Annotated in this window: 18 protein-coding genes, 1 pseudogene and 1 riboswitch; of the genes and pseudogenes, 14 read left to right on the top strand and 5 right to left on the bottom strand. The window is 75.0% G+C overall.

Annotated features, from left to right (window positions below):
- Positions 1-115: 115 nt before the first annotated feature.
- Together CUT83_RS12810 and CUT83_RS12805 are read left to right on the top strand one after the other, a co-directional pair.
- Positions 116-1,351 (top strand): TerD family protein, encoded by a 1,236-nt coding sequence (locus tag CUT83_RS12810; RefSeq protein WP_101255969.1) that lies wholly within the window; start codon positions 116-118, stop codon positions 1,349-1,351.
- Positions 1,352-1,436: 85 nt separating this feature from the next.
- Positions 1,437-2,228: a glutamate racemase gene (locus CUT83_RS12805; RefSeq protein ID WP_173915066.1), complete on the top strand. Its 792-nt coding sequence runs from the start codon at positions 1,437-1,439 to the stop codon at positions 2,226-2,228.
- Positions 2,229-2,311: 83 nt separating this feature from the next.
- Here the strand turns inward: CUT83_RS12805 and CUT83_RS12800 are convergent, their stop codons facing one another.
- The gene (locus CUT83_RS12800) at positions 2,312-3,289 is read right to left on the bottom strand and encodes an O-antigen ligase family protein (RefSeq protein ID WP_241524790.1); all 978 of its coding nucleotides are present in this window, start codon (positions 3,287-3,289) and stop codon (positions 2,312-2,314) included.
- Between the two features lie 409 nt (positions 3,290-3,698).
- Here CUT83_RS12800 and CUT83_RS12795 point away from each other — a divergent pair, with 409 nt between their 5' ends.
- The 7 genes and pseudogenes from CUT83_RS12795 (at position 3,699) to CUT83_RS12765 (ending at position 15,155) form a co-directional block, all read left to right on the top strand.
- Positions 3,699-7,013 (top strand): FtsX-like permease family protein, encoded by a 3,315-nt coding sequence (locus CUT83_RS12795; RefSeq protein WP_101255968.1) that lies wholly within the window; start codon positions 3,699-3,701, stop codon positions 7,011-7,013.
- 1 nt (position 7,014) lies between these two features.
- The gene (locus CUT83_RS12790) at positions 7,015-9,852 is read left to right on the top strand and encodes a hypothetical protein (RefSeq protein ID WP_101255967.1); all 2,838 of its coding nucleotides are present in this window, start codon (positions 7,015-7,017) and stop codon (positions 9,850-9,852) included.
- Complete coding sequence (locus CUT83_RS12785) at positions 9,849-10,820, top strand: ABC transporter ATP-binding protein (protein WP_101255966.1); 972 nt, start codon at positions 9,849-9,851, stop codon at positions 10,818-10,820. Before CUT83_RS12790 ends, CUT83_RS12785 begins: the two co-directional genes overlap by 4 nt.
- Positions 10,821-10,966: 146 nt before the next feature.
- Positions 10,967-11,689: pseudogene (locus CUT83_RS12780) on the top strand (ABC transporter ATP-binding protein).
- A 9-nt stretch (positions 11,690-11,698) separates the two neighbouring features.
- A complete protein-coding gene (locus CUT83_RS12775) occupies positions 11,699-12,178 on the top strand; it encodes an NUDIX hydrolase (protein WP_101255965.1) in 480 nt (159 codons plus the stop codon).
- Positions 12,179-12,233: 55 nt separating this feature from the next.
- On the top strand, positions 12,234-13,070 hold the full coding sequence (locus CUT83_RS12770) for a 3-hydroxybutyrate dehydrogenase (RefSeq protein ID WP_101256031.1): 837 nt from the start codon (positions 12,234-12,236) through the stop codon (positions 13,068-13,070).
- 102 nt (positions 13,071-13,172) lie between these two features.
- On the top strand, positions 13,173-15,155 hold the full coding sequence (locus CUT83_RS12765; RefSeq protein WP_101255964.1) for a helix-turn-helix domain-containing protein: 1,983 nt from the start codon (positions 13,173-13,175) through the stop codon (positions 15,153-15,155).
- Between the two features lie 71 nt (positions 15,156-15,226).
- Here the strand turns inward: CUT83_RS12765 and CUT83_RS12760 are convergent, their stop codons facing one another.
- From CUT83_RS12760 to CUT83_RS12750, 3 genes are all read right to left on the bottom strand, one after another.
- Entirely contained in the window at positions 15,227-16,660 is a 1,434-nt protein-coding gene (locus CUT83_RS12760) for an MFS transporter (RefSeq protein WP_165869428.1), read from the bottom strand.
- A gap of 446 nt (positions 16,661-17,106) precedes the next feature.
- The gene (locus CUT83_RS12755; protein WP_101255962.1) at positions 17,107-17,409 is read right to left on the bottom strand and encodes a sulfurtransferase TusA family protein; all 303 of its coding nucleotides are present in this window, start codon (positions 17,407-17,409) and stop codon (positions 17,107-17,109) included.
- The gene (locus CUT83_RS12750; protein WP_101255961.1) at positions 17,406-18,071 is read right to left on the bottom strand and encodes an ArsR/SmtB family transcription factor; all 666 of its coding nucleotides are present in this window, start codon (positions 18,069-18,071) and stop codon (positions 17,406-17,408) included. The genes CUT83_RS12755 and CUT83_RS12750 overlap by 4 nt, the downstream gene beginning before the upstream one ends.
- Before the next feature lie 121 nt (positions 18,072-18,192).
- On the opposite strand from CUT83_RS12750, the gene CUT83_RS12745 reads away from it, so the two are divergent.
- The 3 genes from CUT83_RS12745 (at position 18,193) to CUT83_RS12735 (ending at position 20,387) form a co-directional block, all read left to right on the top strand.
- Complete coding sequence (locus tag CUT83_RS12745) at positions 18,193-19,467, top strand: MFS transporter (protein ID WP_240957814.1); 1,275 nt, start codon at positions 18,193-18,195, stop codon at positions 19,465-19,467.
- Between the two features lie 45 nt (positions 19,468-19,512).
- Complete coding sequence (locus CUT83_RS12740; RefSeq protein WP_101255959.1) at positions 19,513-19,869, top strand: DsrE/DsrF/TusD sulfur relay family protein; 357 nt, start codon at positions 19,513-19,515, stop codon at positions 19,867-19,869.
- A 185-nt stretch (positions 19,870-20,054) separates the two neighbouring features.
- Positions 20,055-20,387 (top strand): ArsR/SmtB family transcription factor, encoded by a 333-nt coding sequence (locus CUT83_RS12735; RefSeq protein ID WP_101255958.1) that lies wholly within the window; start codon positions 20,055-20,057, stop codon positions 20,385-20,387.
- A 304-nt stretch (positions 20,388-20,691) separates the two neighbouring features.
- Here CUT83_RS12735 and CUT83_RS12725 read toward each other — a convergent pair whose 3' ends face one another.
- Positions 20,692-22,281, bottom strand: a complete 1,590-nt coding sequence (locus CUT83_RS12725; RefSeq protein ID WP_101255957.1) for a DUF1254 domain-containing protein — start codon at positions 22,279-22,281, stop codon at positions 20,692-20,694.
- Between the two features lie 612 nt (positions 22,282-22,893).
- A riboswitch (cyclic di-AMP (ydaO/yuaA leader) is annotated at positions 22,894-23,070 on the top strand.
- A gap of 42 nt (positions 23,071-23,112) precedes the next feature.
- Between CUT83_RS12725 and CUT83_RS12720 the strand changes: the two genes are divergently transcribed.
- A complete protein-coding gene (locus tag CUT83_RS12720) occupies positions 23,113-24,129 on the top strand; it encodes a transglycosylase family protein (RefSeq protein ID WP_240957812.1) in 1,017 nt (338 codons plus the stop codon).
- A gap of 145 nt (positions 24,130-24,274) precedes the next feature.
- Complete coding sequence (locus tag CUT83_RS12715) at positions 24,275-26,494, top strand: NADP-dependent isocitrate dehydrogenase (protein WP_101255955.1); 2,220 nt, start codon at positions 24,275-24,277, stop codon at positions 26,492-26,494.
- Positions 26,495-26,589 lie beyond the last annotated feature (95 nt).

The following is a 26,589-nucleotide window of genomic DNA, read 5'->3' as shown; positions in this document are numbered from 1 at the left end:
GCCGCGGCTGCTGTCAAAGGCGAAGAAAACGGTCATCCCGTCCGTCCCGAGGCCGGGAGGCCGGCGGGGCGCGGCGGGCGCGGAAGGCCCGGTCACGGAAGAGGGGAGCACGACCATGCTCAAAGGCGCCAACGTCCGGGTTCCCGCGGACTCGGTCAGGGTCGAGGTGGGGTGGCGCACCGGGCCGGGGGTGCCCGACGTGGACGCCTCGGCGCTGCTGCTGGCCTCCTCGGGCAGGGTCCGCTCGGACGACGACCTCGTCTTCCACAACCAGGCGCACCACGCCTCGGGCGCCGTGCGTCACGAGGGCAAGAGCCCCGCGGGCGGCGCCGTGACCGACACCCTCGCCGTGGACCTCGCCCGCGTCGAGCCCGCCGTCGAGAAGATCGTCGTGGCCGCCTCCGCGGACGGCGGGGACTTCGGCCGGGTGCCGGGGCTGCGCATACGGGTGCTCGACGCGGCCGGCGGAGCCGAACTCGCCCGGTTCGACAGCCGGGACGCCACCGTCGAGACCGCCTTCGTGCTCGGCGAGCTCTACCGCAGACAGGGCGCCTGGAAGTTCCGGGCCGTCGGCCAGGGGTACGACAGCGGACTGGCCGGCCTCGCCGCCGACTTCGGGATCACCGTCGACGAGCCGCAGGCGCCGCCCCCCTCCGGCCCCGCACCGGCGGCCCCCGTCGCCACGCCTCCACCGCGCCCGGAGCCCCGCCCGGTGCGGCTGAGCAAGGTCACCCTGACCAAGGAGGCGCCCACGGTCTCCCTGGCCAAACAGGGCGGCACCTCCGGCGCGATGCGTGTCAACCTCAACTGGCGCACCCGCAGGCAGTCCGGGGGCTGGGGGAGCAGGCTGAGCCGGGCACTGGCGCCGCAGACCGGCCTCGACCTGGACCTGTGCGCCCTGTACGAGCTCACCGACGGCGGCAAGGGAGTCGTCCAGGCCCTCGGCAACGCCTTCGGCGCGCTGCACCGGCCTCCGTACGTCCACCTCGACGGCGACGACCGCACCGGCGCCGTGGAGACGGGCGAGAACCTCACGATCAACCTCGACCACAAGGAGAGACTCCGGCGGATCCTGATCTTCGTCACGATCTACGAGGGCGCCCGCAGTTTCGCCGGCCTCCACGCCACGGTGACGCTCACACCGCAGCACGGTGCGCCCGTCGACTTCTCCCTCGACGAGTGCGACCTCCCCTCCACCGTCTGCGCCCTGGCGCTGATCACCAACGACGGAGGCGATCTCACGGTCCGGCGCGAGTCGCGCTTCCTGGTGCCCGAGCGCGGGGTGAGCCCGCAGCGGACGGTGGACCAGGCCTACGGCTGGGGCATGCGGTGGACACCCGGCCGCAAGTGATCTCCCCCGGGCGGCCTCCCGCGCACGACGCGGGCCGGGCCGTCCGGCGGGCGCCGTGCCCGTCCGTGCCCGTACGCTGTGCTCCGTGAGAATCGCGCTTGTGGACTCCGGGATCGGCTTGCTGGCCGCCGCGGCCGCGGTACGGCGTGCGAGACCCGACGCCGACCTCGTCCTGTCCTCCGACCCCGACGGCATGCCCTGGGGGCCGCGGACCACCGACGACATCACCGCCCGCGCCCTGGGCTGTGCGCGGGCGGCCGCCGCGTACGGGCCCGACGCGCTCATCGTCGCCTGCAACACCGCCTCCGTGCACGCCCTGGAGGTGCTGCGCGCCGAACTGGAGCCGGCGGTGCCGGTCGTCGGCACGGTGCCGGCCGTCAAGCCGGCCGCCGCCGCGGGCGGCCCCCTGGCCGTCTGGGCCACCCCCGCCACCACCGGCAGCCCCTACCAGCGCCGCCTCATCGACCGGTTCGGCAACGGCGCCGAGATCACCGAGGTGCCCTGCCACGGGCTGGCCGACGCCGTGGAGAAGGGGGGCGAGGCCGCCGTCGACGCGGCCGTCGCCGCGGCCGCCGCCCTCACCCCGCCCGCGGTGCGGTCCGTGGTGCTGGGCTGCACCCACTACGAGCTGGTCGCCGAGCGCATCCGCGCCGCCGTCCGCTCCGCGCCGGCCCCCGAGCCGGTGCTGTACGGCTCGGCCGCCGCGGTCGCCGCCCAGGCACTGCGGCGCATCGGCGCGGAACCGGACCCGAAGGCGCCCCCCACCGGCACTCTGACCGTCCTCCACAGCGGCAGGCCCACCGGTCTGTCCGGCCTCGCGCGCGGCTACGCCGAGGGCCGGCTGCTGGCGGCGGAGCACGCCGTACGGACCGGCTGAGAAGGAAGGCGGCCGGGCGGGGACGGCCGGGCGTCCGCCACCCGCCCGGACCCCTGACCCCCGCGACCCGCCGCGCGGCTCCCCTACGGGACGTCCCGGCCCTCCCCGGCGGTCGCCAGCCCCACCAGCAGCCCCGCGCCCATGGTGACCTGGCTGAAGCTCAGGGCGTTGCCCACGCTCGCCACCGCGGCCAGCCCCGTGAGCGCCACGCCCGCCGCCAGCACCACCGGTGTCGGGCGCGGCGACCGGTACAGCGCGAGCAGCACCCAGCCGAAGGCGGCGCCCATCAGCAGCACACCGGGCATCCCCTGTTCGGCCGCCGTCTGCAGAGGCGCCGAGTGCGGCTTGCCGTCCGGGACGGCGCCCTGCTCGGCGGCCCGGTTCAGCGCGCCGAACCGGTCGGGCCCCGCGCCGTGCACCGGATGCTCCGCCGCGAGCGCCACGGCCTCCCGCCACAGCACGATCCGCTGCGAGGTGAGCGCCTCCTGGAGCGGCCTCTCCAGCACCGGCGGCAGCGCGCCGCCGGCCACCGCCCAGACGGCGCCCACCACGGCCGCGGCCGCCGCCGCCAGCGCGGCCAGCGCCGGCAGTCTGCGGCGTACCCGGCCCGCGGCCAGCGAGCACAGCAGCACCCCGAGCGCCGCGGCACACCCGGCGGGCGAACCGGTCGCCAGCGCCGCCGCCGCGACCACCAGGGCCAGCGTGTGCAGCAGCCGCCGCGACCGCGCGCTTTTCGCCGCCCACGCGGCGCAGCACGCCGCGCCCGCCGCCAGCACCGCCAGCGCGGCCTCGGCGCCCGCCCGCCCGGCCGGCACGGTGGCCGACGGATCCGGCAGCGGGAGGGCGGGAGACAGCAGGAGCGAGCCCAGCCCGGCCAGCGCCGCCCCGGCGGGCGCGGCGGCCGGCAGCAGGGAACCCCCGATCCGCCCGCAGGCGTATCCGGCGGCCACCGCCAGCACCGCCAGCAGCACCCCCTCCGGCCGGGCGTCCCGCCCGGCCGCGCACAGCAGCGCCCAGCCGGCGCAGCAGCCCAGTAACGCGGCGCCGGCGGTATCCGGCACGCCGCTTCGCTCCGGTGCGGCGGACAGTGATCCGAGCGCCGGTGAAGCCATCGTCTGCGACCCCCCGAGACATACGGCCGCCCGCCGGGCCCGGAGATCCTCCGGGCGTGTCGGCCGCGGGCCGTGACGTGGGGCACACCGTAGCCCCTGGGACCGACACCGGGATACGCCCCGGCGGGACGTTTCCGCGCCTCTCGCCGACCGGAGCCGGAACACGCCCTCCGGGGTGGGGGGGACCAGCCGTACGGGCGCGTCACCGGTCCGCGCCGCCCGACCGTCGTCACCGTCGCGACACGGGACAACTCTTCTGCGGAGTAAGCCCGTTGGCCGGCACGGATGGCACACTGGATGCCCGCCCGGCGAGCGGGGCCCGCTGTCCGGGCGGGGCGGGCGGAGCTACGGGGGCGGTGTGCTGGGACTTCTCGTACGGCGGGCGTGGGCGTACCGCTCGCTGACCGCGGCCGTACTGGCCACCACCGCTTTGACGAGCTGTGCGCTGACCGCCCTGGCGGTGTTCGGCGACGCCGCCGCCGATGCCGGACTGCGCCGGACGCTCCAGCACCGCTTCGCGGCCAGGACGCTGCTGGAGGTGGAGGCCGCCGTCGGCGAGGACGGCCGGGCGCCCACCGACGCCCTGGTACGGCACGCCGCGCGGGACGCCTTCGACGGGCTGCCCGTCCACGTCGACGCCAGCACCCGCTCGGGCCCCTACCGGCTTCCGGTCGGGGAGGACGCCCGGGGCGGCGGGGACGATCCGCGGCTGACCCTGCTGGCCACCCTCGACACCTCCAGGACATCCCTGGTGACGGGCGCCCTGCCCGGCCCGGCGGGCGGAACGGGCGCCGTCCCGGTCGCGGTGCCGGAAGAAGCCGCCCGCGCGCTGCGCCTGGGCCCCGGGGACCGGATGACCCTCGCCGACCGGCGGCACGGCCCGCCCCTGCGCATCCGCGTGACGGGCGTCTACCGCCCGGCGGACCGGAACGCACCGTACTGGCGGCTCGACCCGATGGCCGGACGCGGTGTGCGGACCGCCGGCTTCACCACCTACGGTCCGCTGCTCGCCCACCCCTCGGGATTCACCGGGGGCCGCGTCGCCCCGGCCGTCGTCGCCTGGCAGGCGAGGGCGGACTTCTCCACGGTGACCGCCGACCGCGCCGGCCGGCTGCGGGACGCCGCCCGCCGAGCCGAGGCCCGGCTCGGCGCCGACCCGGCCGCCGCCGGCGCCAGGGTCGCCACCGATCTGCCCGCCGTGCTCGACGAGGCGGAACGGGCCCTGTCGGCGCACCGTTCGGCGGTCTTGACGGGCGCCTTCGAACTGGCGCTCCTCGCCGGGTGCGTGACGGTCCTGGTGGCCGGCGCGCTGCATGAGCGGCGCGCCGGGGAGAACGCGCTGCTGAGGGCGCGCGGCGGTTCGAGGAAGCGGATCGCGGCCCTCGCCGCCGGGGAGGCCCTGCTCCTGACGCTCCCGGCGGCGGCCGTCGCCGCCCTGGCGGCCGGACCGCTGGCGGAACTGGCCGCCGGCCACGGCGCCCTGGCCGGGGCCGGAGTGGGCGTGCGGGCCGCGGCGGACGGCCTGACCTGGGCGGTCGCGGCCGTGGTGGCCCTGGGGTGTGCGATGGCGCTGACCGCGCCGGCCCTGCGACGCCGGGGCCCCTTCATGAGCGAGAGCGCCGCACGGCTGCGCCGCCCGGCACTCGGCGCCGCGCTGCGGGCCGGAGCCGACCTGGGAATCCTGGCGCTCGCCGTGGTGGCCTACGACCGGTTGTCGCGGTACGCGGCGGACGGCACCCTGTCCGCGGACGGCGGAGCACCCGGCGCGGCCCTGGTGATCGCCGTCGCCCCCGCCTGCTGCCTGCTGGCCGGCGCGGTGCTGACGGCCCGTCTGCTGCCCGCGGCGGCAAGGGCCACGCGCTGGGCGGTCGACCGGAGCCGCGGCCTCGTCGCGGCCTGCGCCCACTGGCAGGTGGCGCGCCGCCCCGAACGCACCGCGGGGCCGATGCTGCTGGGAGTCCTGGCCGTCGCCACGGCGGTGCTCGCCACCGGCCAGGCGGCGAGCTGGGACCGCGCGCAACGGGACCGGGCCGACTACGCCGTGGGCGCGGACCTGCGCGTCACCGCGGGGTCGGCCCCGGTGTTCGGGCACAGCGGCTCCTACGGCGAGGCGGCCGGGATCGCGGCGGCCACCCCCGTGCTCCGCGAGCAGGTGCTGCTGCCCGCCGGCCGGTCCGCGACCGTGCTGGCGATGGACACCACCCGGGCCGCGGACGTCGTACGGCTGCGCGAGGACCTGGCGGCCCGCCCCGTGGACCGGCTGCTGGCAGACCTCGCCCCCGCACCCGGCCGGGAGCCCGGGTTCCTCCTGCCCGAGGGCGCCCGGACGCTGCGCGTCACCGCCGTCCTGCGGGCCGGGGGAGACGGACGGCCGACCGGCACGAGCGGGCCGCGCGCACGCCTGGGAGCGGTCCTGGAGGACCGGTACGGCATCCACCACCCGTTCGAGCTCGGCCGGTTGCCGGCCGACGGCGAACCCCGCGCGTTCGACCTGGACCTCGCGGCCGCGGCGGGCCCCGGTGGCGCCCCCGCCGGTCCTCTGCGCCTGACGCGGCTGACGGCCGGCCACGCACTGCCGGACCATCCCGTGCCGCTCCGGCTGACCGTCACCGGGCTCCGTACCACCGGTGCGCGGGGCGCGGCCGACGCGCCGACCGCGGCCGCCGGCACCGGCTGGGAGGCACGGGTGCGGATGGAGGACCCCGGCTTCCACCACGCGCCGGACCGGGGGCGCCGGGCGGCGGACACCCGCGCTCCCGCCGCCGGCCGGAACGGGAACGTGCTCGACGTGCGCTACACCAGCGGGGCCGAGCCCGCACCGCCCTCCGGAGGCGAACGAGGCAGGGCCACCCTGTCGCTGGACGCCGAAGGACCCGCCCGCCGGCTGCCGACGGCGGTGGCCACCGACGCCTTCCTGCACGCCGCAGGCGCCGGGGTCGGTGACACCGTCTCCGTCGACATCGCCGGGACGCGCCTCGAGGTGCGCGTCGTCGGCTCGGTGCGCGGTCTGCCCACCACTGCCATGGACGGGGAGGACGCCGGGGGCGGCGCGCTGCTGACCGACCTCAGGGCCCTGGAGGACGCCCTGCTCGGCCGGGCCGCCGAGGCGCCGCCGCCCGGGGAGTGGTGGCTGGCCGCCGAACCGGGGCAGGCCGGGCGGGCGGCCGCCGCCCTGCGGGCCCGGCCCGACGGGACCTCGGTGCTCGTACGGGACGAGCGCGCCCGGGAACTGGCCGCCGACCCGCTGGCCGCCGGCCCCCGTTCGGCCCTGCCGGCCGTCGCGCTCGCCGCCGCCGTCCTCGCCGCGGCCGGGCTCGCGGTCGTCACGGCCGGATCCCTGCGCGAACGCGCCGGGGAGGCCGCCGTCCTGCGGGCGTTGGGGGCCCGGCGGCTGCGGATCGCGGCCGCGGCAGCCGTCGAGCAGGGCCTCCTCACGGCGGCCGCCGTCGGTCTGGGAGCACTGGTGGGCGTGGTACTGGCGCGCCTCGTGGTGCCGCTGACGGTGGTGGCACCCACGGACGCCCTCCCCGGACCGGCCGCGCTGGTGGCCTTCCCCGGCCGGCTCGCCCCCGTCCTGGCGGCCGTCGCGGTGGCGGTGCCCGCGGCGGTGTCCGCGGTCGTCGCCGCACACCGCGGCCGTCCGGCCGCCGCGCTGCGGAAGACGGAGGTCTGAGATGGACCGGACGGGACCGCCGGCGGCGGGCGAGACGGCACGGGCGGCGGAGGGAGAACGGCCGGCCGGCGTCCCCCGCCGCGGGCCGGGGAGCGCCTCCGTCCCCTGGCTCGGAGCCCGGCTGAAGGCGTCCCCGGGCGGAGCTCTCGCGCTGGGCATCCTGGTGGCGGTGACCGCCTTCCTGGCGGTCTGCGTGCCGCGGGAGGTCGGCGCCCTCGACAGTGACGCGCTGCGGCACGCGCTCGCGCAGGTGCCCGAGGAGCGGCGCGGGGTCACGGTCACAGCCGAGGTCGGGCCCGCGTCGCCCGCCGAGGCGGGCCGGGGGGTCGTTCCCTCCCCGCGGGAACTCCGGGCCGGCGCACAGGCCCTGCGGGACGCAGCCCGCCCGCCGCTGGTGACGGACCGGGACAACACCGTCTTCGGAGTCCGCAGCGCCGACACGGCGGTGGTCCTCGGCGACGGGCCGGCCGCACCGTACGGCGCCGCCCCGCGGCTCACCCTCCTGACCCAGCCTCAGGAGACGGAGGCACACGCCCGGCTGGTATCCGGCCGGATGCCGTCGCCACGGGCCGGGAGGGACACCGTCGAGGCAGTGGTCACCGCCCGCACCGCCGAGGTGATGGACCTCGCGGTCGGCTCCACCGTCGGCTTCCGGAACCTCCTGGATGACACGGTGACGGTGCGCGTCAGCGGGATCGTCGTCCCGCTCGACCCCGCGTCCCCCTACTGGAACGCCGCGCCCGACCTGCTGGAACCCGGACTGCGGACCTCCGGGCAGACCCCGCCCCAGCGCTACCGGCACTTCACCGCACTCATCGACGGCGGAGCCCGCGAGATCCTGCCCTACTGCGGCGAGGGCGGCGCCGTGGCCTACTGGTACCACCCCGTGCGCACCGGTGCCCTCGCAGCCGCGGACGTCCCCGCCCTGCGGCGGTCGCTGGCCTCGCTGACCACCGGGCCGGACGCGGTGCGGCTGCAGGGCGACCTGCCGGTGGACGTTCCCGAGTTGGACGCCGGCGACCTCCTCGCGGTGCTCGGCGCGTTCGAGGAGGAGCGCCGCACCGCCCGCTCGCTCGTCCTGACCGCCGCCCTCGGAGTCGGCGCCGTCGCCGCCGTGACACTGGTGATGGCCGGCGCCCTCGCGGCCGCCGGCCGGCGGACGGAACTGGAACTGCTGCGGGCCCGGGGCGGCAGCCTGCCCGGCATCGGGCTGCTCCTGCTGGGGGAGACGGCGGCCGTCGTCCTCCCCGCCGCCGCGACGGGCGCCGTCTGCGCCCTGCTGTGGACGCCGGGCCCGTGGAACGCGGCGGCGCCGCTGCCGGCCGCGGCGGTCGCCGTACCGGCCTGCCTGACGCTGCCGCTGCTCGCGGTGTCGGCGCACCGCAGGCCGCGCCCGCCCGCCCGCGGCGACCTCGCCGCCGCACGGCCCTCCCGGCGCCGCGCGGTCGCGGAACTCACGGTCGCCGCCCTGGCGGTGGCGGCACTGGCCGCCGTACGGCACGGTGCCGCGGGGGAGGACGACCTGCTGACCGCGGGAGCGCCGGTGCTGGCAGCCGCGGTGGCCGCGCTGGTGCTGCTGCGGCTGTACCCGCTGCCGCTGCGGCTGCTCGCCCGGCGGACGGTCCGGCTGAGAGGACCTGTCCTCTGCCTCGCGCTGACCCGCGCCGCGCGCGCCCCGGCCGTCTCGGTGCTTCCGCTGCTGGCCGTACTGGTGGCGTTGACCGTGACCTCGTTCGGCGGCTCGGTGCTGGCCGGTGCGGCCGAGGCGCGCGCCCGGGCCGCGCTCGCCGAGGTCGGCGCCGACGCCCGCGTGAAGGCGGCCACCGCCCTGCCCGGCGGGCTGGAGGGCCGGATCCGCCGGACACCGGGTGTGAGCGACACCGCCGCTGTGCGGATCGAGAGGGGGAGGAGTCTGAGCGGGGCCTTCTCCTCCGCCTTCACACTGGTCTTCGTCGAGCCGCGTTCCTACGCGCGCCTGGCCGGCAGGACGGGGCTCGACGGAGGCGGCCCCTTTCCCGCCGGGGAACTGGCCGGCGCCGCTCCGGGCGGGCCGCTGCCGGCGGTCGTCTCGCCGGGGGTGGCCAGGACTCTCGGCGGAGAGGGGACGGGCGTCGTGGACGCCGGCCACGGCGCCGTCCGCATCCGTGCCGTGGCCGTCCGGGACGAGACCCCCGCCACCTCCGGGGAGTTCGCCGTCGTACCGGCCGTGGCCGACCCCGCGGCGGACGGCGCCCGGCCGCCGCGCCCCACCGCGCTGCTGGTGAGCGGAGCGGGAATCGACGGCGACGCCCTGGCGGCCGAGGTGCGCCGGGCGGGGGAGGGGCTCACGACGGTTCTGCGCTCCCGCACGGAGGACGGCTACGGCGCGGGCCCGCTGCAGGAAGGCGTCCGGCGCGTCTACGCGGCGGCCGTCGCGGCCGGAGCCGGCTACGGGGCGCTCGCCCTGCTGCTGGCACTGCTGCGGTCGGCACCGGAACGCGGGGTGCTCCTGGCACGGTTGCGGACGATGGGGATGAGCCGGCGACAGGGCCGCGCCCTGGTGTGGGCCGAGGCCCTGCCCCTGCTGGTGCTCGGGGTGGCGGGCGGACTGGGGACCGCTGTGCTGGTCGTGTCGTCGCTGGGCCCGGGGGTGGACCCCACGCCGCTGGCCTTCACCGCCGGGTCCCGCCCCGCCGGCGGGCAGGACCCGGCGGTGGTGCTGACGCCCGACGCGGCGTCGCTGCTGTGGCCCGCGGCGGTCCTGTCCGTCCTGGTCTGCGGGATCGTGGCCGCCCAGGCCCGGCCGGGCGGTGGACGCGGGGAAGGGGAACGGCTGAGGGCGGGGGAGGAGCGCGGATGAGAAGGCCGACGGAAACGGCGGGTCGGGCAACACCAAAGCGTCTTGCCGCACGGAACCGGGAGGGCGGAGGGCGCGGGCGTGACGCGCTGGTCGCCTGCGACCGGCTGGTGCGCATCTTCAGGGCGGAGGGCGTCGAGGTCCAGGCTCTTCAGGGGCTCGACCTGCTGGTGGAGCCGGGGGAGCTGACGGCGGTCGTCGGCGCGTCCGGCAGCGGGAAGTCCACCCTGCTGAACATCCTGGCCGGACTCGACACGCCGTCGGCGGGATCCGCCGAGGTCGCCGGGAACGACCTGGGGACGATGGACGCGGCCGCCCGGCTGCGCTACAGGCGAGAGGCGATCGGGTTCGTCCGGCAACAGGCGTCCCACAACCTGCTCCCCTACCTGACGGCCGCTCAGAACGTGGCGCTGCCGATGCGGCTGGCCGGCGGCCGGACACCGCGGCGGCAGCGGGCCGGAAGGGTGCGCGACCTGCTGGACCTCCTGGGCGCGGGGCACTGCCACGACCGCGTGCCCGGGAGGATGTCGGGCGGCGAGCGGCAGCGTACGGCCATCGCCGTGGGGCTGGCCAACGCACCCGCGCTGCTCCTGGCGGACGAGCCGACCGGAGAGCTGGATTCGCGGGCGGCCGACGAGGTCCTCACAGCCCTGCGGACGGTCAACGAGCAGCTGGGCACCACCGTCCTGATCGTCACGCACGACGCCTCGGTCTCCTCGGCCGTCCGCCGCACGGTCGCCATCCGCGACGGGCGGACCTCCTTCGAGGTGCTGCGCCGCGCGACCGTCGACGACAGGGGCGACGAGGTGGTCGTGGCCCAGGAGTACGTCACGGTCGACCGGGCCGGCCGCCTGCAACTGCCCGAGGGTTTCGCCGAGAGGCTGTCGATCCGCGACCGGGCCCGCGTCGCCCTGCAACCGGACCACATCACCGTCCACCGGGACGACTCCCGCGACCAGGGTGACCGATGACCGGCCACGAGGACCACGGCGGGCGACAGGACGACGACCGCGAAGGCGGGGACGACGAAGGCGGGGACGACATGACCGCGAACGGCGCCGGCACACCCGGACGGGACGAGGAGAGGCGAGGGGAGAAGCGGACCCGGCCGGAACCGATGGTCGCCGTCCGAGGTCTGACCCGCACCTACGGCAGCGGATCGGCTGCCGTCCGCGCTCTGCGCGGGGTGACCCTTGAGGTGCCCAGGGGGGAAATGGCGGCCGTGCGCGGCCCGTCCGGCGCGGGCAAGACGACGCTGCTCAACCTGGTCGGCGGTCTGGACCGGCCCGACGCCGGAAGCGTCACCGTGGACGGCGCCGAGCTGGCGGGGCTCGGGGAGAAGCGGCTGTCGGCGCTCCGGCGCGACCGCATGGGATTCGTCTTCTAGTCCTTCGGCCTCGTCCCCGTCCTGAGCGCGGCCGAGAACGTCGGCGTCCCGCTGCGACTGCGCCGCACCCCCTGGCGCGAACGCGAGGAGCGGGTGGAGGCGCTGCTCGCCCTCGTCGGGCTGCGGGAGCACGCCGCCCAGCGGCCCGCGGAACTGTCCGGCGGCCAGCAGCAGCGGGTGGCGGTAGCCCGCGCACTGGCCAACCGGCCCGCCCTGCTGATCGCGGACGAGCCGACGGGACAGCTGGACGGGCGGACCGGGCGGGAGGTGGCGGACCTGCTGCGGGCCCTGGTGGACGACGAGGGCGTCACCGTCCTGACGGCCACGCACGACGGCGGGCTGCTGGACCGCGCGGACCGCGTGTTCGAACTGCGGGACGGCCTGATGACCGGCGAGAACGCGTCCGCCCCGGGCCCGCACGGCCGCCCGCACCAGGCGGCGGCGGGGCCGTAGGCTCGCGGCATGGCGACTCCCGACTTCATCCGCGACCTGCGCGCCGACGTGGGGCGGCGACTGCTCTTCCTGCCCGGCACCAGCGCCGTCGTCCTCGACGACGAGGGCCGCGTCCTGCTCGTACGGCGGGCAGACACCGGCCACTGGTCGATCATCGGAGGCATCCCCGAGCCCGGTGAGCAGCCCGCCGACGCCGTGGTGCGCGAGGTCTACGAGGAGACCGCGGTGCGGGCCGTGCCCGAGCGGCTGGCGCTGGTGCAGACACTGGCCCCGGTCCGCTACCCCAACGGTGACGTCTGCCAGTTCGTGGACATGTCCTTCCGCTGCCGGGCGGTCGGCGGCCGGGCGCGGGTCAACGACGAGGAGTCCCTGGAAGTGGGGTGGTTCGGCCCGGACGAGCTGCCCCCGCTGGAGGAGTTCGCGCTGACGCGCATCGAACGGGCGGGCAGGGACGCTCCCACGTGGTTCCAGACCACTTCGGGGCAGTGAAGTATGGGTGCGACGCACATCGGTGGGGGAACGGCCGCTGCCTAGGGTGCTGGCCATGACCGCGCCGCGAACCCCGCGTACCGTCCCCCCGCCCTCCGCCCCCGGACCGGCCCCGGGCGCCCCCGCCGTGCCGCTCGACCTCGCCGGGCGCACCGCCCTGGTCACCGGCGCGGCCGGAGGCATCGGCAGGGCCTGCGCCCTGCGGCTGGCCGCCGCCGGCGCCGAGGTCCGTGCGGTGGACCGGGACGCCGAAGGACTGCGAAGACTGACCGAGCGGGCACAGGGCCTGCCCGGCGCCCTGGAGCCGGTCCACCTCGACCTCACCGACCTCGACGCCGCCGAACGGGCCGCCGCCGGCACCGATGTGCTGGTCAACAACGCCGGGCTCCAACTGGTGCGCCCCGTCCAGGAGTTCCCGCCGGAGGTCTTCCGCACCGTGCTGACGGTGATGCTGGAGGCCCCCTTCCGGCTGGTGCGCGGCGCCCTGCCGCACATGTACGGCCGGGGCTGGGGCCGGATCGTCAACATCTCCTCGGTCCACGGGCTGCGCGCCTCCGCCTACAAGTCCGCCTACGTCAGCGCCAAGCACGGGCTGGAGGGACTGTCCAAGGTCGTCGCCCTGGAGGGGGCCGCGTACGGCGTCACCTCCAACTGCGTCAACCCCGCCTATGTGCGCACCCCGCTGGTGGAGCGGCAGATCGCCGACCAGTCCGAGGCCCACGGCATCCCCGCCGACCGCGTGGTCTCCGAGGTCATGCTCGCCGACGCCGCCGTCAAGCGGCTGATCGAGCCGGAGGAGGTCGCCGAGGCCGTCGCCTACCTGTGCGCTCCCCAGGCGTCCTTCGTCACCGGTGCCTCCCTGGTGATGGACGGCGGCTGGACGGCGCACTGACCCGCGCCCCGGCGCAGCCGACCCGCGCCCCGGCGCACCGGGCGCACACGCCCGCGCACCGCCCCTGGCGCGCCCGTACCACCGGCAGGTATCCCTGTGCCCATGCCCGAGCACCACGCAGCCGAGCCGGCCGCGGAAACGACCACCGGACCGGCCCCCGGACCGGCCACCGAGCCCGCCGCCGAATCCGCGCCCCTGGCGTTCCTGGAACTGCTCGCCCGCGGTGCGCCCGCCGAGGAGTACGAGCGGCCCGGACGACCGGACGGCTCCCCCGCGGCGGACCGCGCCCGGCTCCTCGCCCTGCGGGTGCGCTCCGAACTGGAGGGGCGCCGCAGACGCGAGGCGGAACTGACGGCGCTGTTCGCCACGGCACACGACCTGGCGGGGGTGCGGGAGCTGGACGACGTGCTGCGCGCCATCGTCCAGCGCGCCCGCTCCCTGCTGGGGACCGAGGTCGCCTACATGACCATCAACGACCCCGAGGCCGGCGACACCTACATGCGCGTCACCGAGGGATCGGTCTCCGCGCACTTCCAGCAGCTGCGCCTGGGCATGGGGGAGGGGCTGGGCGGGCTGGTCGCCCAGACCGCCCGCCCCTACGTCACCGACGACTACATGCGCGACGAGCGCTTCCTGCACACCCGCAACATCGACTCCGGGGTCGGCGACGAGGGCCTGGTGGCGATCCTCGGGGTGCCGCTGATGCTCGGCCGCGAGGTGATCGGCGTGCTCTTCGCGGCCGACCGCCGCCCCCGTGTCTTCGACCGCGAGCAGGTCGCGCTGCTGGCCTCCTTCGCCGCCCACGCGGCCGTGGCCATCGACACCGCCAGGCTGCTGGCCGAGACCCGCGAGGCGATGGCCGAACTGGAGGCCGCCAACGCCATCATCCGCGACCGCAGCGCCGCCATCGAGCGCTCCTCGGAGGTCCACGACCGGCTCACCGAACTGGTCCTGCGCGGTGGAGGCGTGGACGACGTGGCCGCCGCCGTCTCCGAGGTCCTCGACGGCGACGTGGAGTTCGCGCAGCTCCCCGAAGGAGGCGGGAGCACGCCCGCCCGGGCCGTCGAACGCTCCCGCCGCGACGGCCACGCGGTGCGCGACGGCGACGCCTGGGTGGCGGCCGTCTCCGCGGGCGGCGAACTGCTGGGCGCGCTGGTGCTGCGCGGCCACCGCGAACTCGACCCCACCGACCAGCGCACCCTGGAGCGCGCCGCCATGGTCACCTCACTGCTGCTGCTGGCCCGCCGCTCGGCGGGCGAGGCCGAGCAGCGGGTGCGCGGCGAACTCCTGGACGACCTGCTGGACGCCGCCGACCGCGACCCCCGGCTGCTGCGCGAGCGCGCCGCCCGGCTCGGCGCCGACCTCGACGTCCCCCACGTCGTCCTCGCCGCCCGGCTGGACACCGACGGCGGCACCGGGCGGCGGGAGACCACCGACCGGCAGCGGCTGTGGTCGGCCGCCTCCCATCTGGCCGCCACCCGGCGCGGACTGGCCGCCGCCCGTGAGGGCGGCACCGTCCTGCTGCTGCCGCTGGCCGGCGGGGAAGGCACCGGGGAGCACGGGGTTCCGGGAGATCCAGGCGGAACGGCCCGGCAGGTCGCCGCCCAGCTCGGCGCGGCCGTCCACGCCTCCGTCACCGTCGGCGCCTCCCCGCCGGTGCCCGCGCCCGCCGCCGACCCCGCGGCGGTGGCCGCCGCCTGCGACGAGGCCCGCCGCTGCCTGGACACCCTCCGGCTGCTGGGCCGCTTCGGCGAGGGCGCGGGGGCAGGTGACCTGGGCTTCCTCGGACTGCTGCTGGCCGACGGCCGGGACGTCGAAGGCTTCGTCCACCGCATCCTCGGCCCGCTCCTGGAGTACGACGAGCGCCGCGGAACGGATCTGGTGGGCACCCTGGAGGCGTACTTCGCCTCCGGCTCCAGCCCGGCCCGCACCAAGGACGTGCTCCACGTCCACGTCAACACCGTGGCCCAGCGGCTGGAGCGGGTCGGACGGCTGCTGGGGAGCGACTGGCAGTGCCCGGAGAGGGCCCTGGAGGTGCAGCTCGCGCTGCGGCTGTACCGGATGTCCGCCGCCGTCGCCCGCTGACCGCCCAAAGGAACGGGCGGCCGCGGGCGCTCGGTGGGCGACGGCGACGGGAACTCGGCGGGTGACGGCGTTCAGCGGCCGCCTGGGGAGGGCACCCTCCCCGAGCCCTCCGCCTTCTCCGGCTCCCCGGGCTCGCCGATCCGCTCCAGATCCCGCATCCGGGTCTCCTTGGCCACCCCGACCGCGAGCAGCGTGAGCAGCGCGGCGGCGATCACGTACAGCGCCACCGGCGTCGAGCCGCCGAAGTCCGCCAGCAGGGCGGTGGCGATCAGCGGGGCCGGGGCGCCGGCGGCGACCGACGAGAACTGCGCGCCGATCGAGGCCCCGGAGTAGCGCACCCGGGTGGCGAACAGCTCGGAGAAGAACGCAGCCTGCGGGGCGTACATAGCACCGTGGAGGACCAGCCCGACCGTCACCGCCAGCAGCACCGCACCGAAGCTCTCGGTGTCGATCAGCCAGAAGAACGGGAACGCCCACAGGCCGATTCCCGCCGCGCCCAGCAGATAGACCGGCTTGCGGCCCCACCGGTCCGACAGCGCGCCCCACACCGGGATCGCCGCGAAGTGGACGGCGGAGGCGATCAGCACCGCGTTGAGCACCGTCTGCCTGTCCAGGTCCAGATGCTTGGTGCCGTAGACCAGGACGAAGGCGGTGATGACGTAGTAGCTGATGTTCTCCGCCATCCGCGCGCCCATCGCGATCAGCACGTCGCGCCAGTGGTGGCGCAGCACGGCCAGCAGCGGCATGGTCTCCGCCTCAGCCGCCGCGGCCTTGGAGTTCCCGGCGTTCCCGGCGTTCCCGGCGTTCCCGGCGGCCCTGCGTGCCTCGGCCTTCGCCAGCGCGGCCCTGAAGACCGGCGACTCGTCGACCGACAGCCGGATCCACAGGCCGACCAGCACCAGCACCCCGGACAGCAGGAACGGCACGCGCCAGCCCCAGGAGACGAACGCCTCCTCCGACAGCACCGCCGTCAGCACCGCCAGCACGGCCGTGGCCAGCAACTGGCCCGCCGGGGCGCCGGTCTGCGGCCAGGACGCCCAGAAGCCGCGCCGGCGCGCGTCTCCGTGCTCCGACACCAGCAGCACCGCACCGCCCCACTCACCGCCGAGTGCGAAACCCTGCACCAGCCGCAGCACGGTCAGCAGGACGGCCGCCGCGGAGCCGAGCTGGGCGTGGGTGGGCAGCAGCCCGATCGCGAAGGTCGCACCGCCCATCATCAGCAGACTGATCACCAGCAGCTTCTTGCGGCCCAGCCGGTCGCCGTAGTGCCCGAAGACCAGCGCGCCGACGGGGCGGGCGACGAAACCGACCGCGTACGTCAGGAAGGCCAGCAGCGTACCGACCAGCGGATCGGACTCGGGGAAGAACAGCTTGTCGAAGACGAGCGCGGCGGCGGAGCCGTAGAGGAAGAAGTCGTACCACTCGATGGTGGTGCCGATCAGGGACGCGGTGACCACGCGCCTGAGGTTGGAAGGAGCGGGCGGGGCGCTTGCGGGCGACGGCATCGGCACCACTTCCTGACACTCGACGGGGACGTTCGTGTGCCGCCACACCGTAGGAAAGCGCAGGCCGCGGGCGTATGTGGTGGAACACCACAGTTCCGCGCCCCACGGTGCGCGCGCCCGCCATGCCGCGGGGCGGGCGCGCGGCATGGCGGCGCCGGCCCGGCACGGAATGGGATCGAAGGCCCCCGCCTCGTGCAACTCGGAGGGAGCCTGGAAAACCGTGGAGGCGCCGGCCGCGGTCGCCGGGTGGGTGCTGGACGGTGACGAGGGCGAGGATGCTGGGTGGGGGGCTGTCCTCGCTTCCTCGTGTGGCACGGCGCGCGGCTTCGGCCGCCCTGAAGTCGCCGCCGGGGTCGACCGGGCGCTGGTGGTCCGGCTCCTGGCGGCGTCCGGTGTTCGCCAACCCGGGTACCGGGCCGGGGTGTGCGGGGAGGGCGGCGTGCTCGTCAGCCCGGTGCGGGATGCCAGGGGGCGTCCGGGCGGGTCGGCGCCGGGTCCGCGGCGAGCCGCAGGGCGTACACGTCGCGGCCGGTGTCGTCGGGGACGGGGCCGAGGTAGGTGTGGCCGGTGAGGTGGCACCAGGCGGGCAGGTCGAGCGGGGCGGCCGGGCCGGTGGCGATGACGTGGACGGTCGTGCCGGCGGGGACGTGGGTGATGCGCTTGCGCAGATGCAGCAGCAGGGTGACACAGAGCATGCCGGTGCCGTCCACGACGACCGGCCCGTCTTCGGCGGTGGGGGTGGCGGTCATGCGGTGCCGGCCTCGACGGGCAGGTCCGCGAGGCGCCATTCGAGCATGCCGTCGGCCAGCCGCCTGGCGGTGCGGCCGCGGGCGGCCAGGAGGCGGACGGCGTCGTGGGCGAGGACGCAGTTGGTGCCCCGGCAGTAGGCGACCACCTCGGCGTCGGCGGGCAGCTCGGCGAGGCGCGCCTCCAGTTGGTCCAGGGGGATGGAGAGGGCGCCGGGGATGTGGCCGGCGGCGTACTCCTCGGCGGGGCGGACGTCGATGACGGCGGCGGTGCCGGCCTTGACCCTCTCCAGCAGCTGTTCGCGGGTGAGGTGGTCGGTGTCCTCGGGGCCGAGGTAGGCGGCGCGGGCCTGTTCGGTGGCGGCGAGGTGGGTGCGGGCGACCTGCTGCAGCAGCGCGTACAGGGCGGCGACGTCGTCGCCGGCGAGCCGGTAGTGGATGCGCACCCCGTCACGGCGGGTGGTCACCAGTCCGGCCTGCTTGAGGGTCTGCAGGTGCGCGGAGGCGGTGGTCAGGTTCAGCCCGGCGGCCTTGGCCAGTGCGTCGACGCTGCGCTCGCCCTGGGCGAGCAGGTCGAGCAGTTCCAGGCGCTTGCCGTTGGACAGCGCCTTGCCGGTGGTGGCGAGCGCGTCGAACAGAGCGGCCTTGCGGGTGGGGTCTCCCATGGCATCCTCCATAAATCTATGGAATATTGTATTAGTAGTTCGAGTGGGTTGCCACCCACTTCGCCACGATGCCGGAGGACGTCTGGGCCCGGGCCACCGGCCGTCACCTGGAGGAGGACTCGTGACCACCACCGGTTCCACCGCCGGTTCCGCCCCCGGCGGGATCCGGCTGGGCCTGCGCGCCAACCTCGCCCAGTTCGCCCTGCTCGTCGCGGTCAACGCCCTGGTCGGCGGCATGCTCGGCCAGGAACGCACCGTCCTGCCGCTGCTGGCCGAGCGCACCTTCCACCTGTCCGCCTACACCGCCGCACTCACCTACATCGTGGCGTTCGGTGCGACCAAGGCGGTGACCAACTTCTTCGCCGGCACCCTTTCCGACAAGTACGGCCGCAAGCCGGTGCTCGTCGCGGGCTGGCTGGTCGCCCTGCCGGTTCCGCTGCTGCTGATCTGGGCCCCTTCCTGGGGCTGGGTGGTGTCGGCGAACGTGCTCCTGGGCGTCAGCCAGGGGCTGACCTGGTCGACCACCGTCATCATGAAGATCGACCTGGTCGGTCCCGCCCGCCGGGGCACGGCGATGGGCTTCAACGAGGCTGCCGGCTACCTGGCGGTCGCCGCCACGGCGATGGCCACCGGCGCCATCGCCGCCCACTGGGGCCTGCGGCCCGAACCCTTCTTCCTCGGCATCGCCTACGCGGCCCTCGGACTCGGCCTCTCCCTGCTGGTGGTGCGCGAGACCCGGGAGCACGCCCGCGCCGAGGCCGCCCGCCACCCCGCCCCGGCCGACCCCGGCCACCACGGCGAGCTGACCACCGGGCAGATCGCCCGCACCACCAGCCTTACCGACAAGGCCATGTCCTCGGCCAGCTGGGCCGGCCTGGTCAACAACCTCAACGACGCCCTCGCCTGGGGCGTTTTCCCCCTGCTGTTCGCCGCGCAGGGCCTGAGCGTCGGCCGGATCGGCCTGCTCGCCGCCCTCTACCCGGCGGTGTGGGGGCTGGGCCAGCTGCTGACCGGCTGGTGGTCCGACCACATCGGCCGCAAACACCTCATCACCGCCGGCATGCTGCTGCAGGCCGCCGCCATCGCCCTGGTCGCCGTCGGCACCACCTTCCCCGTCTGGGCGATCGCCCAGGTTCTGCTCGGCGCCGGCACCGCGCTGGTCTACCCGACCCTGCTCGCCGTCATCGGCGACGTCGCCCACCCCGCCTGGCGCGCCCGCGCCGTCGGCGTCTACCGGCTGTGGCGCGACGGCGGCTTCGCCGTCGGCGCCCTGCTCGCCGGGGCCCTCGCCGACGCCTACGGCCTCACCGCCGCCATCTGGGCCGTCGCCGCCCTCACCGCGGCGACGGGCGTCGTGGTCGCGGTGCGGATGTACGAAACCCATCCCCGGACCTGACCGCGGCCGGGCCCGGCACCGCCCGCCCGGCGCACAGGAGGCCCCATGCCCCGCAACATCCTGATCATCGCCAACGATCCGCCCTACGGAACCGAACGCTCCTGGAACGCCGTCCGTCTGGCCGGCTCCCTGGCCCGGCGTCCGGAAGTCGAGGTCCGTCTCTTCCTGCTCGGCGACGCCGTCGGCTGCGCGGTGCGGGGACAGAAGGTGCCCGACGGCCACTACCACCTGGACCGGATGATCTCCTCCGCCGCCCGCCACGGCACCGAGACCGGCTGCTGCGGAACCTGCATGGACGCCCGCGGGCTCACCGAGGAGCAACTCGTCGACGGAGCCCACCGCTCCACCCTCGAACAGCTCACCGACTGGACCCTGTGGGCCGACCGGGTCATCACGTTCTGACCCGGGTGGCCCGCCATCGACACCGTGCTCCGGCCCTGGGGACGCTTGGCCTGTCCCGGGTTCGGCCCGCGTCGTCGACGGTCCTCCCGGGAGCGAGGACACCGGGCGGGGCCGGCTCGCGGCGGCCACTCCTCCCACTCGGTTCATGGTTACGTGAATTCACTGATTCCTGTGTTGTCCCGGCCGTGCTGACTCTTGTCGCCGATCTCGATGTCCTGACCCGGTTCGGCCGGACGCTGGCCGACCCGATCCGCTGCCGCATCCTGCTGACACTGCGCGAGGCCCCCGCCTACCCGGCCGATCTCGCCGACGCGCTGGGCATCTCCCGTACGCGCCTGTCGAACCATCTGGCGTGTCTGCGCGACTGCGGCCTGGTCGTCGCCGCCCCCGAGGGCCGGCGCACCCGCTACGAACTGGCCGACCCCCGCCTCGGCCACGCGCTGGACGACCTGCGCACCGCGGTGGTCGCCGCCGCCGACCGCACCTGCCCGGATGCCGCGGAGAAGGGGTGCTGCTGACCGTGGCCGCCGGAACATCCCTGTCCCTCGGGCCGTCCCCGGTCCGTCGCGACGCCCTCATCCGCCGGATACGGCTGCTGGTCGCGGCCACCATCGCCTACAACGCAGCCGCAGCGGCCACCGAGCCGGCCGGGGCCGAGGAGGGCGGCCGCGGCTGCCGCCCGTCCGGCGCCGCGCGGCCGGCCGCGCCACTGCTTCACCGCCTCCCGCGGCAGCACCACGCCGATGGTCGGGAAGGGACTGAGCGCCATGCCGACCGCGAAGGGCAGGACCTGACCGATCGCCTCGCCCACGTCCCGCCGCCTCACTCCGGTTCGATCTCGCCCGGCCGCCAGGTCCTGTCGAAGAACGGACGCAGGGGGTCGTAGAACCGAAGGACCACGAACCATCCCCTGTCCGGCACGGTCTGGATCCAGTTGCCCTCCGGTACGCCGTCGGGCCGGTCGGGCCCGAAGTGGACCGTGGTCGTGCCGTCGGCGCCGGCGACGGCCGCCGGGGTCGGGTAGTTCTGGCTGCCGGCCCGTGGGAAGCCTTGCGGGGTGTCGAGCATCGAGCGGGTCTGGCTGTCGTACACGGTGCACGACCAGAACCTGCCGGCGGGGATGTCCGGCGGGAGCACCAGGCGGTAGCGCCTGCCGCCGTCGAGGGCCCGGTCCCGCCGGTCGGCGAACGCGAACAGGTACTGCGAGCCGATGCCCGGCAACGGCGCCGCGAACGCCGGGCTGATGCCCACGGCCAGGTACCACCACCAGATCCGCAGGTCGAGCTTGCGGGCGCCGTCCCTCGGGCGGAGCACGACGCCCCTGTCGGTGATGTCCGCGGGCGGGGTCGCGAAGTCGTGGCCGGACACGAGCAGGCCGTTGAGCCACCGGGAGGAGGGGCCGTAGTAGTGCGCACCCTCGGCCGGGCGCGGGCGGCAGGCCAGTGTGCGGGCCGTGGCGTTCCCCACCCGGGCCGCATCGGCGAGGATCTCCCGCATCCGTGCGTCCGGCCGGAACGGCTTGCCCTTGACGATTCCGATCGTGGCCAGAGCACCGGCGATCTCGGGATCGAGCGCCTCGGCCGGCTGGTCGTGGACGAGTTCGCCCGCGAAGTCGAAGTACGTCGCGTCCCCGGGCGGGACCGTGTTCACGGCGAGACCGGTGCCCTCCACGAAGCGCGGCGGGTCGGGCCTTCCAAGCGCTGCGGTCCAGGTCCGGGCGGTCCACGGCAGCGGTGGGGCCGTGCCGCCGGTGACGATCTCCGCGATGCCGGTTCCGTAGAGCCCGGGGACGTATCGGTGGATGCGCAGTCCCTCCTCGATGCGCTCGACCGCCGGTCTGGGGTCGTCTCCCTCCAGGAACGCTCGCCCGATCAGGACGAGCCGGGTGGTGCGGGTTCGCCGCGTGAAGAATCCCTCCTCGGGGAGGGGGCCCTTGTAGCCGGGCGGCACGAAGAGGTACCTGCCGCCGGCCCCGCGGTCCGGGCCGGCCACGCCGGGGTCGACGACCCAGCGGAACCACATGTCGTTGACGAAACTGAGAGTGAGGGGCGGGACCTCCACCACCAGCGGCCCCTGGTTCAGGTCGAGGAACGTCAGGAAGTAGACGGTGTCCGCGTTTCCGGTCAGCACCAGTGACCTGGGGGTCATGAACTCCGAGAAGAGCAGGACGTCGTGGTCCCGGACGCCCGCTTCGAGCAGTCCTCTGCGGGATGCCCACAGACTGACGCCTGAGTACGCGTCGAGGAAAGCGCCGACCGCGCGCACGTGGTCCAGGTGGTCGTAGAGGCGGTTCGCCGTCTCCTCGGAAGGCATGCCGAGCGGGAAGTCCAGGGGGCCCAGCCGCGTCTCGACCCGCTCGGGTGTCGAGACGGATTCCAGTGTCCGCCGTGAGATCCGCGCTGCCCTTTTCATGAACTGACTCCCGCTTCCGGTGGAGTCGTCACGCTATCCGCCGTGTCTCTTCCCGGTCGCCGGACTGCGCTGGGCTGCGCCGTTCGGCGGAGGTGAATGAATCCGGCGGGGCGACGGGTGCGGCGCCGCGCGCTTGTTCCCGCGGGACGCCGCGGAGGGCCGAGGGCGGCCCCGAGGCCGTCGGGAGAGCATTCCGGCCGCGCGGTGAACGCGGGCGGGAATCCGGTGAATCGGCACTCTTGTGAACTCCTGGACCTTAAAGCTGCTTGGCGTGGAAAGGGGTGATGTAAAGAGCCCTCTTTCCGGGAGTGTGGCCGGAGTCACAGTTTCGACCGCGCCGCTCGCCCTTCGCGAGAAGATCGAATTCTTCCGCATCCCGGATTCTCCGCGCCACCCGGAGATTTGACTCGCACTCGACCGCACCGGGACGCCGTGGGCCGGCCGAGATCCTGTGCGGAACGTGGTCATGATTCACGACTCGGTGACAGCGTGAAGGGCCTTGCTCCTCCGGCGTCTTGTCTCTGGTGAATTGGTTGTGTTTATGTGTCCTGGCCTCCGCCGCATCGCGGGGGTTCCGCCACCGGGACGCCGAGTCCTGCCGCCCGGCCGGTGGAGGGAGCGCAGCCGACCATGGCAGGAGCGGGGAAACCGAGTAAGTGCCGCGACCGCACGTTTTCCGTGGTCCGGCTTGGGGTGAAGCCTTTCCCGAAGTGCCCTTGCACACCTGGGAAGGCCGGGCAACTCCAGCCCGAATCCGACAGCTAACCTCGTAGGCGTGGGAGAGGACTCACACCCATGTCTCGTGGTCGCCACCGTCGTCCGAGCAAGTCTTTGATTTCCCGTCAGTTCTCCCGGATTTCCCTGGTCGCCGCGGCCGGTGGTGCGGGAATCGCGGCGCCGGTGGTCGCGGCCGGCAGCGCGAACGCGGCCTCCACCGCGGTGTGGGAGAAGGTCGCCGAGTGCGAGAGCAGCGGCAACTGGTCCATCAACACCGGCAACGGCTACTACGGCGGACTGCAGTTCTCGCAGTCCAGCTGGGAGGCGGCCGGTGGCACGCAGTACGCGCCGCGCGCCGATCTGGCCACCAAGCAGGAGCAGATAGCCGCCGGCGAGAAGCTGCTCGAACTGCAGGGGCCCGGAGCCTGGCCCACCTGTGGACCGGCGGCCGGACTCGCCCGGGGCTCCGGCTCCCCCGACAGTGCCCCCGCCCCCCAGACGGGCGGCGAGTCCGAGGTGAGAACCGAGACCGAGCGCAAGTCCGCGGCCGGCTCCCACACCGTCGCACCCGGCGACACCCTCCACAGGATCGCCACCGCCCATGGTGTCGAGGGCGGCTGGCAGACGGTCTACGACGCCAACCGCGAGACCGTCGGCGACAACCCGCACCTGATCTTCCCCGGCCAGGAGCTGACCCTGGCCGCCCGGTCCTCCGACGGCGGACAGGACCGTGCCCCGGAGCGCGCCGACCGGACGCAGGCCCGTCCGACCGCCGAGAAGACCGCGCCCCAGGCCTCGCCGAAGGCCTACGCGGACAACCTCGACGGCTGGATCCGCGAGGCCCTGGACATCATGCGGGCCAACGGCATCCCCGGCACCTACGAGGGCATCCGCCGCAACATCATGCGCGAGTCCGGCGGCAACCCGAACGCGATCAACAACTGGGACATCAACGCCCAGCGCGGCACCCCCTCGATCGGCCTGCTCCAGGTCATCAAACCGACCTTCGACGCCTACCACGTCCCGGGCACGGCGAACAGCCAGTACGACCCGGTCGCCAACATCGTCGCCGCCTGCAACTACGCGGCCGACCGCTACGGCTCGATCGACAACGTCAACGGGCCCTACTGAGGCGGCCGGGCCCGCGGCCCCCGCGGCCCCGCCCCCGGCGGCGGCGTGAACGCGCCGCCGCCGGGGGCGGGGCACTTTCGGGGAGAGGCCCTCCACGGGATATCTTGATGTCGAGCAATGTTGCAGACGTGGAGCGGAGCACCCGGTGACTGACTCGACCATCATCTACACACAGACCGACGAGGCCCCGGCCCTGGCGACGTACTCTTTCCTGCCGGTGGTCAGGGCCTACGCCGCCAAGGCGGGCGTCGCCGTGGAGAGCCGTGACATCTCCCTGGCGGGGCGGATCATCGCGGTCTTCCCCGAGTACCTCAAGGAGGAGCAGCGCATCGGCGACGCGCTCGCCGAGCTCGGTGAGCTGGCCAAGACCCCCCAGGCCAACATCATCAAGCTGCCGAACATCTCGGCCTCCATCCCGCAGCTCAAGGCCGCCGTCGCCGAGCTCCAGGAGAAGGGCTACGCGCTCCCGGACTACCCCGACGACCCCAAGACCGACGAGGAGCGGGAGATCCGCGCCCGCTACGACAAGGTCAAGGGCAGCGCCGTCAACCCGGTGCTGCGCGAGGGCAACTCCGACCGCCGCGCCCCCGCCTCGGTGAAGAACTACGCCAAGACCCACCCGCACCGCATGGGCGCCTGGACCCCCGAGTCCAGGACCAACGTGGCGACCATGGGTGTGGACGACTTCCGCTCCACCGAGAAGTCCGCGGTCCTGGCCAAGGACGACGCCCTCCGCGTCGAGCTGGTGGGCGACGACGGCTCCACCACCGTGCTGCGCGAGTCCGTGCCCGTGCTCGCCGGCGAGGTCGTGGACGCGGCCGTCATGCGGGTGGCCGCGCTGCGTGAGTTCCTGAAGGAGCAGGTCGCCCGCGCCAAGTCCGAGGGCGTGCTGTTCTCGGTCCACCTGAAGGCCACCATGATGAAGGTCTCCGACCCGATCATCTTCGGCCACGTGGTGCGCGCCTTCTTCCCGAAGACCTTCGCCGAGTACGGCCAGACCCTCGCCGCCGCCGGCCTGACCCCGAACGACGGCCTCGGCGGCATCCTCAAGGGCCTGGAGTCGCTGCCCGAGGGCGCGAAGATCAAGGAGTCCTTCGAGGCCGAGCTGGCCGAGGGCCCCGAGCTGGCCATGGTCGACTCCGACCGCGGCATCACCAACCTGCACGTGCCCAGCGACGTCATCGTCGACGCCTCCATGCCGGCCATGATCCGCACCTCCGGCCACATGTGGGGCCCCGACGGCCAGGAGCACGACACCCTCGCGGTCCTGCCCGACAGCTCCTACTCCGGCGTCTACCAGGCCGTCATCGACGACTGCCGCGCGAACGGCGCCTTCGACCCGGCCACCATGGGTTCGGTGCCCAACGTCGGCCTGATGGCGCAGAAGGCCGAGGAGTACGGCAGCCACGACAAGACCTTCGAGATCCCCGCCACCGGCACCGTCCGGGTCACCGACGGCGACGGCAACGTCGTGCTGGAGCAGACGGTCGGCGCCGGCGACGTCTTCCGCATGTGCCAGACCAAGGACGCCCCGATCAGGGACTGGGTCAAGCTGGCCGTCACCCGCGCCCGCGCCACCGGCGCCCCGGCGGTGTTCTGGCTGGACGAGACCCGCGCCCACGACGCCAGGCTGATCGAGAAGGTCCGCACCTACCTGGCCGAGCACGACACCGAGGGCCTGCGGATCGAGATCATGGCGCCGGAGGAGGCCACGAAGTTCTCCCTGGAGCGCATCCGCCGCGGCGAGGACACCATCTCGGTCACCGGCAACGTGCTGCGCGACTACCTCACCGACCTGTTCCCGATCCTCGAGCTGGGCACGAGCGCCAAGATGCTCTCCGTCGTCCCGCTGATGAACGGCGGCGGCCTGTTCGAGACCGGCGCCGGCGGCTCCGCGCCCAAGCACGTCCAGCAGCTGGTCAAGGAGAACTACCTGCGCTGGGACAGCCTGGGCGAGTTCCTGGCCCTGGCGGTCAGCTTCGAGCACCTGGCGCAGACCACGGACAACGCCAAGGCCCAGGTGCTGGCCGACACCCTCGACCGGGCCACGGCCACCTTCCTCAACGAGGACAAGTCGCCCACCCGCCGCATCGGCGGCATCGACAACCGCGGCAGCCACTTCTACCTGGCGCTGTACTGGGCGCAGGAGCTGGCGAAGCAGACCGACGACGCCGAGCTCGCGCAGGCCTTCGGCCCGCTGGCGCAGGAGCTGTCCGAGCAGGAGCAGACGATCGTCGGCGAGCTGGCCGCGGTCCAGGGCTCCCCGGCCGACATCGGCGGCTACTACCGCCCCGACGACGCCAAGGCCTCGGCCGTCATGCGCCCGTCGCAGACCCTCAACCGGGCGCTGGCGAGCCTGTCCTGACACGACGGGCGCGGGAGGTGTTCCTCCGCACCCTCCGCGCCTTCCGCGCCCGTCCCGTGACGCCGCCGCCCCGGCCGGACTCCTCGTCCGGCCGG

Source organism: Streptomyces barkulensis, from assembly GCF_002843305.1.
In the GTDB taxonomy this organism is placed as follows: Bacteria; Actinomycetota; Actinomycetes; order Streptomycetales; family Streptomycetaceae; genus Streptomyces; species Streptomyces barkulensis.
This window is presented reverse-complemented; position numbering and strand designations above follow the sequence as displayed.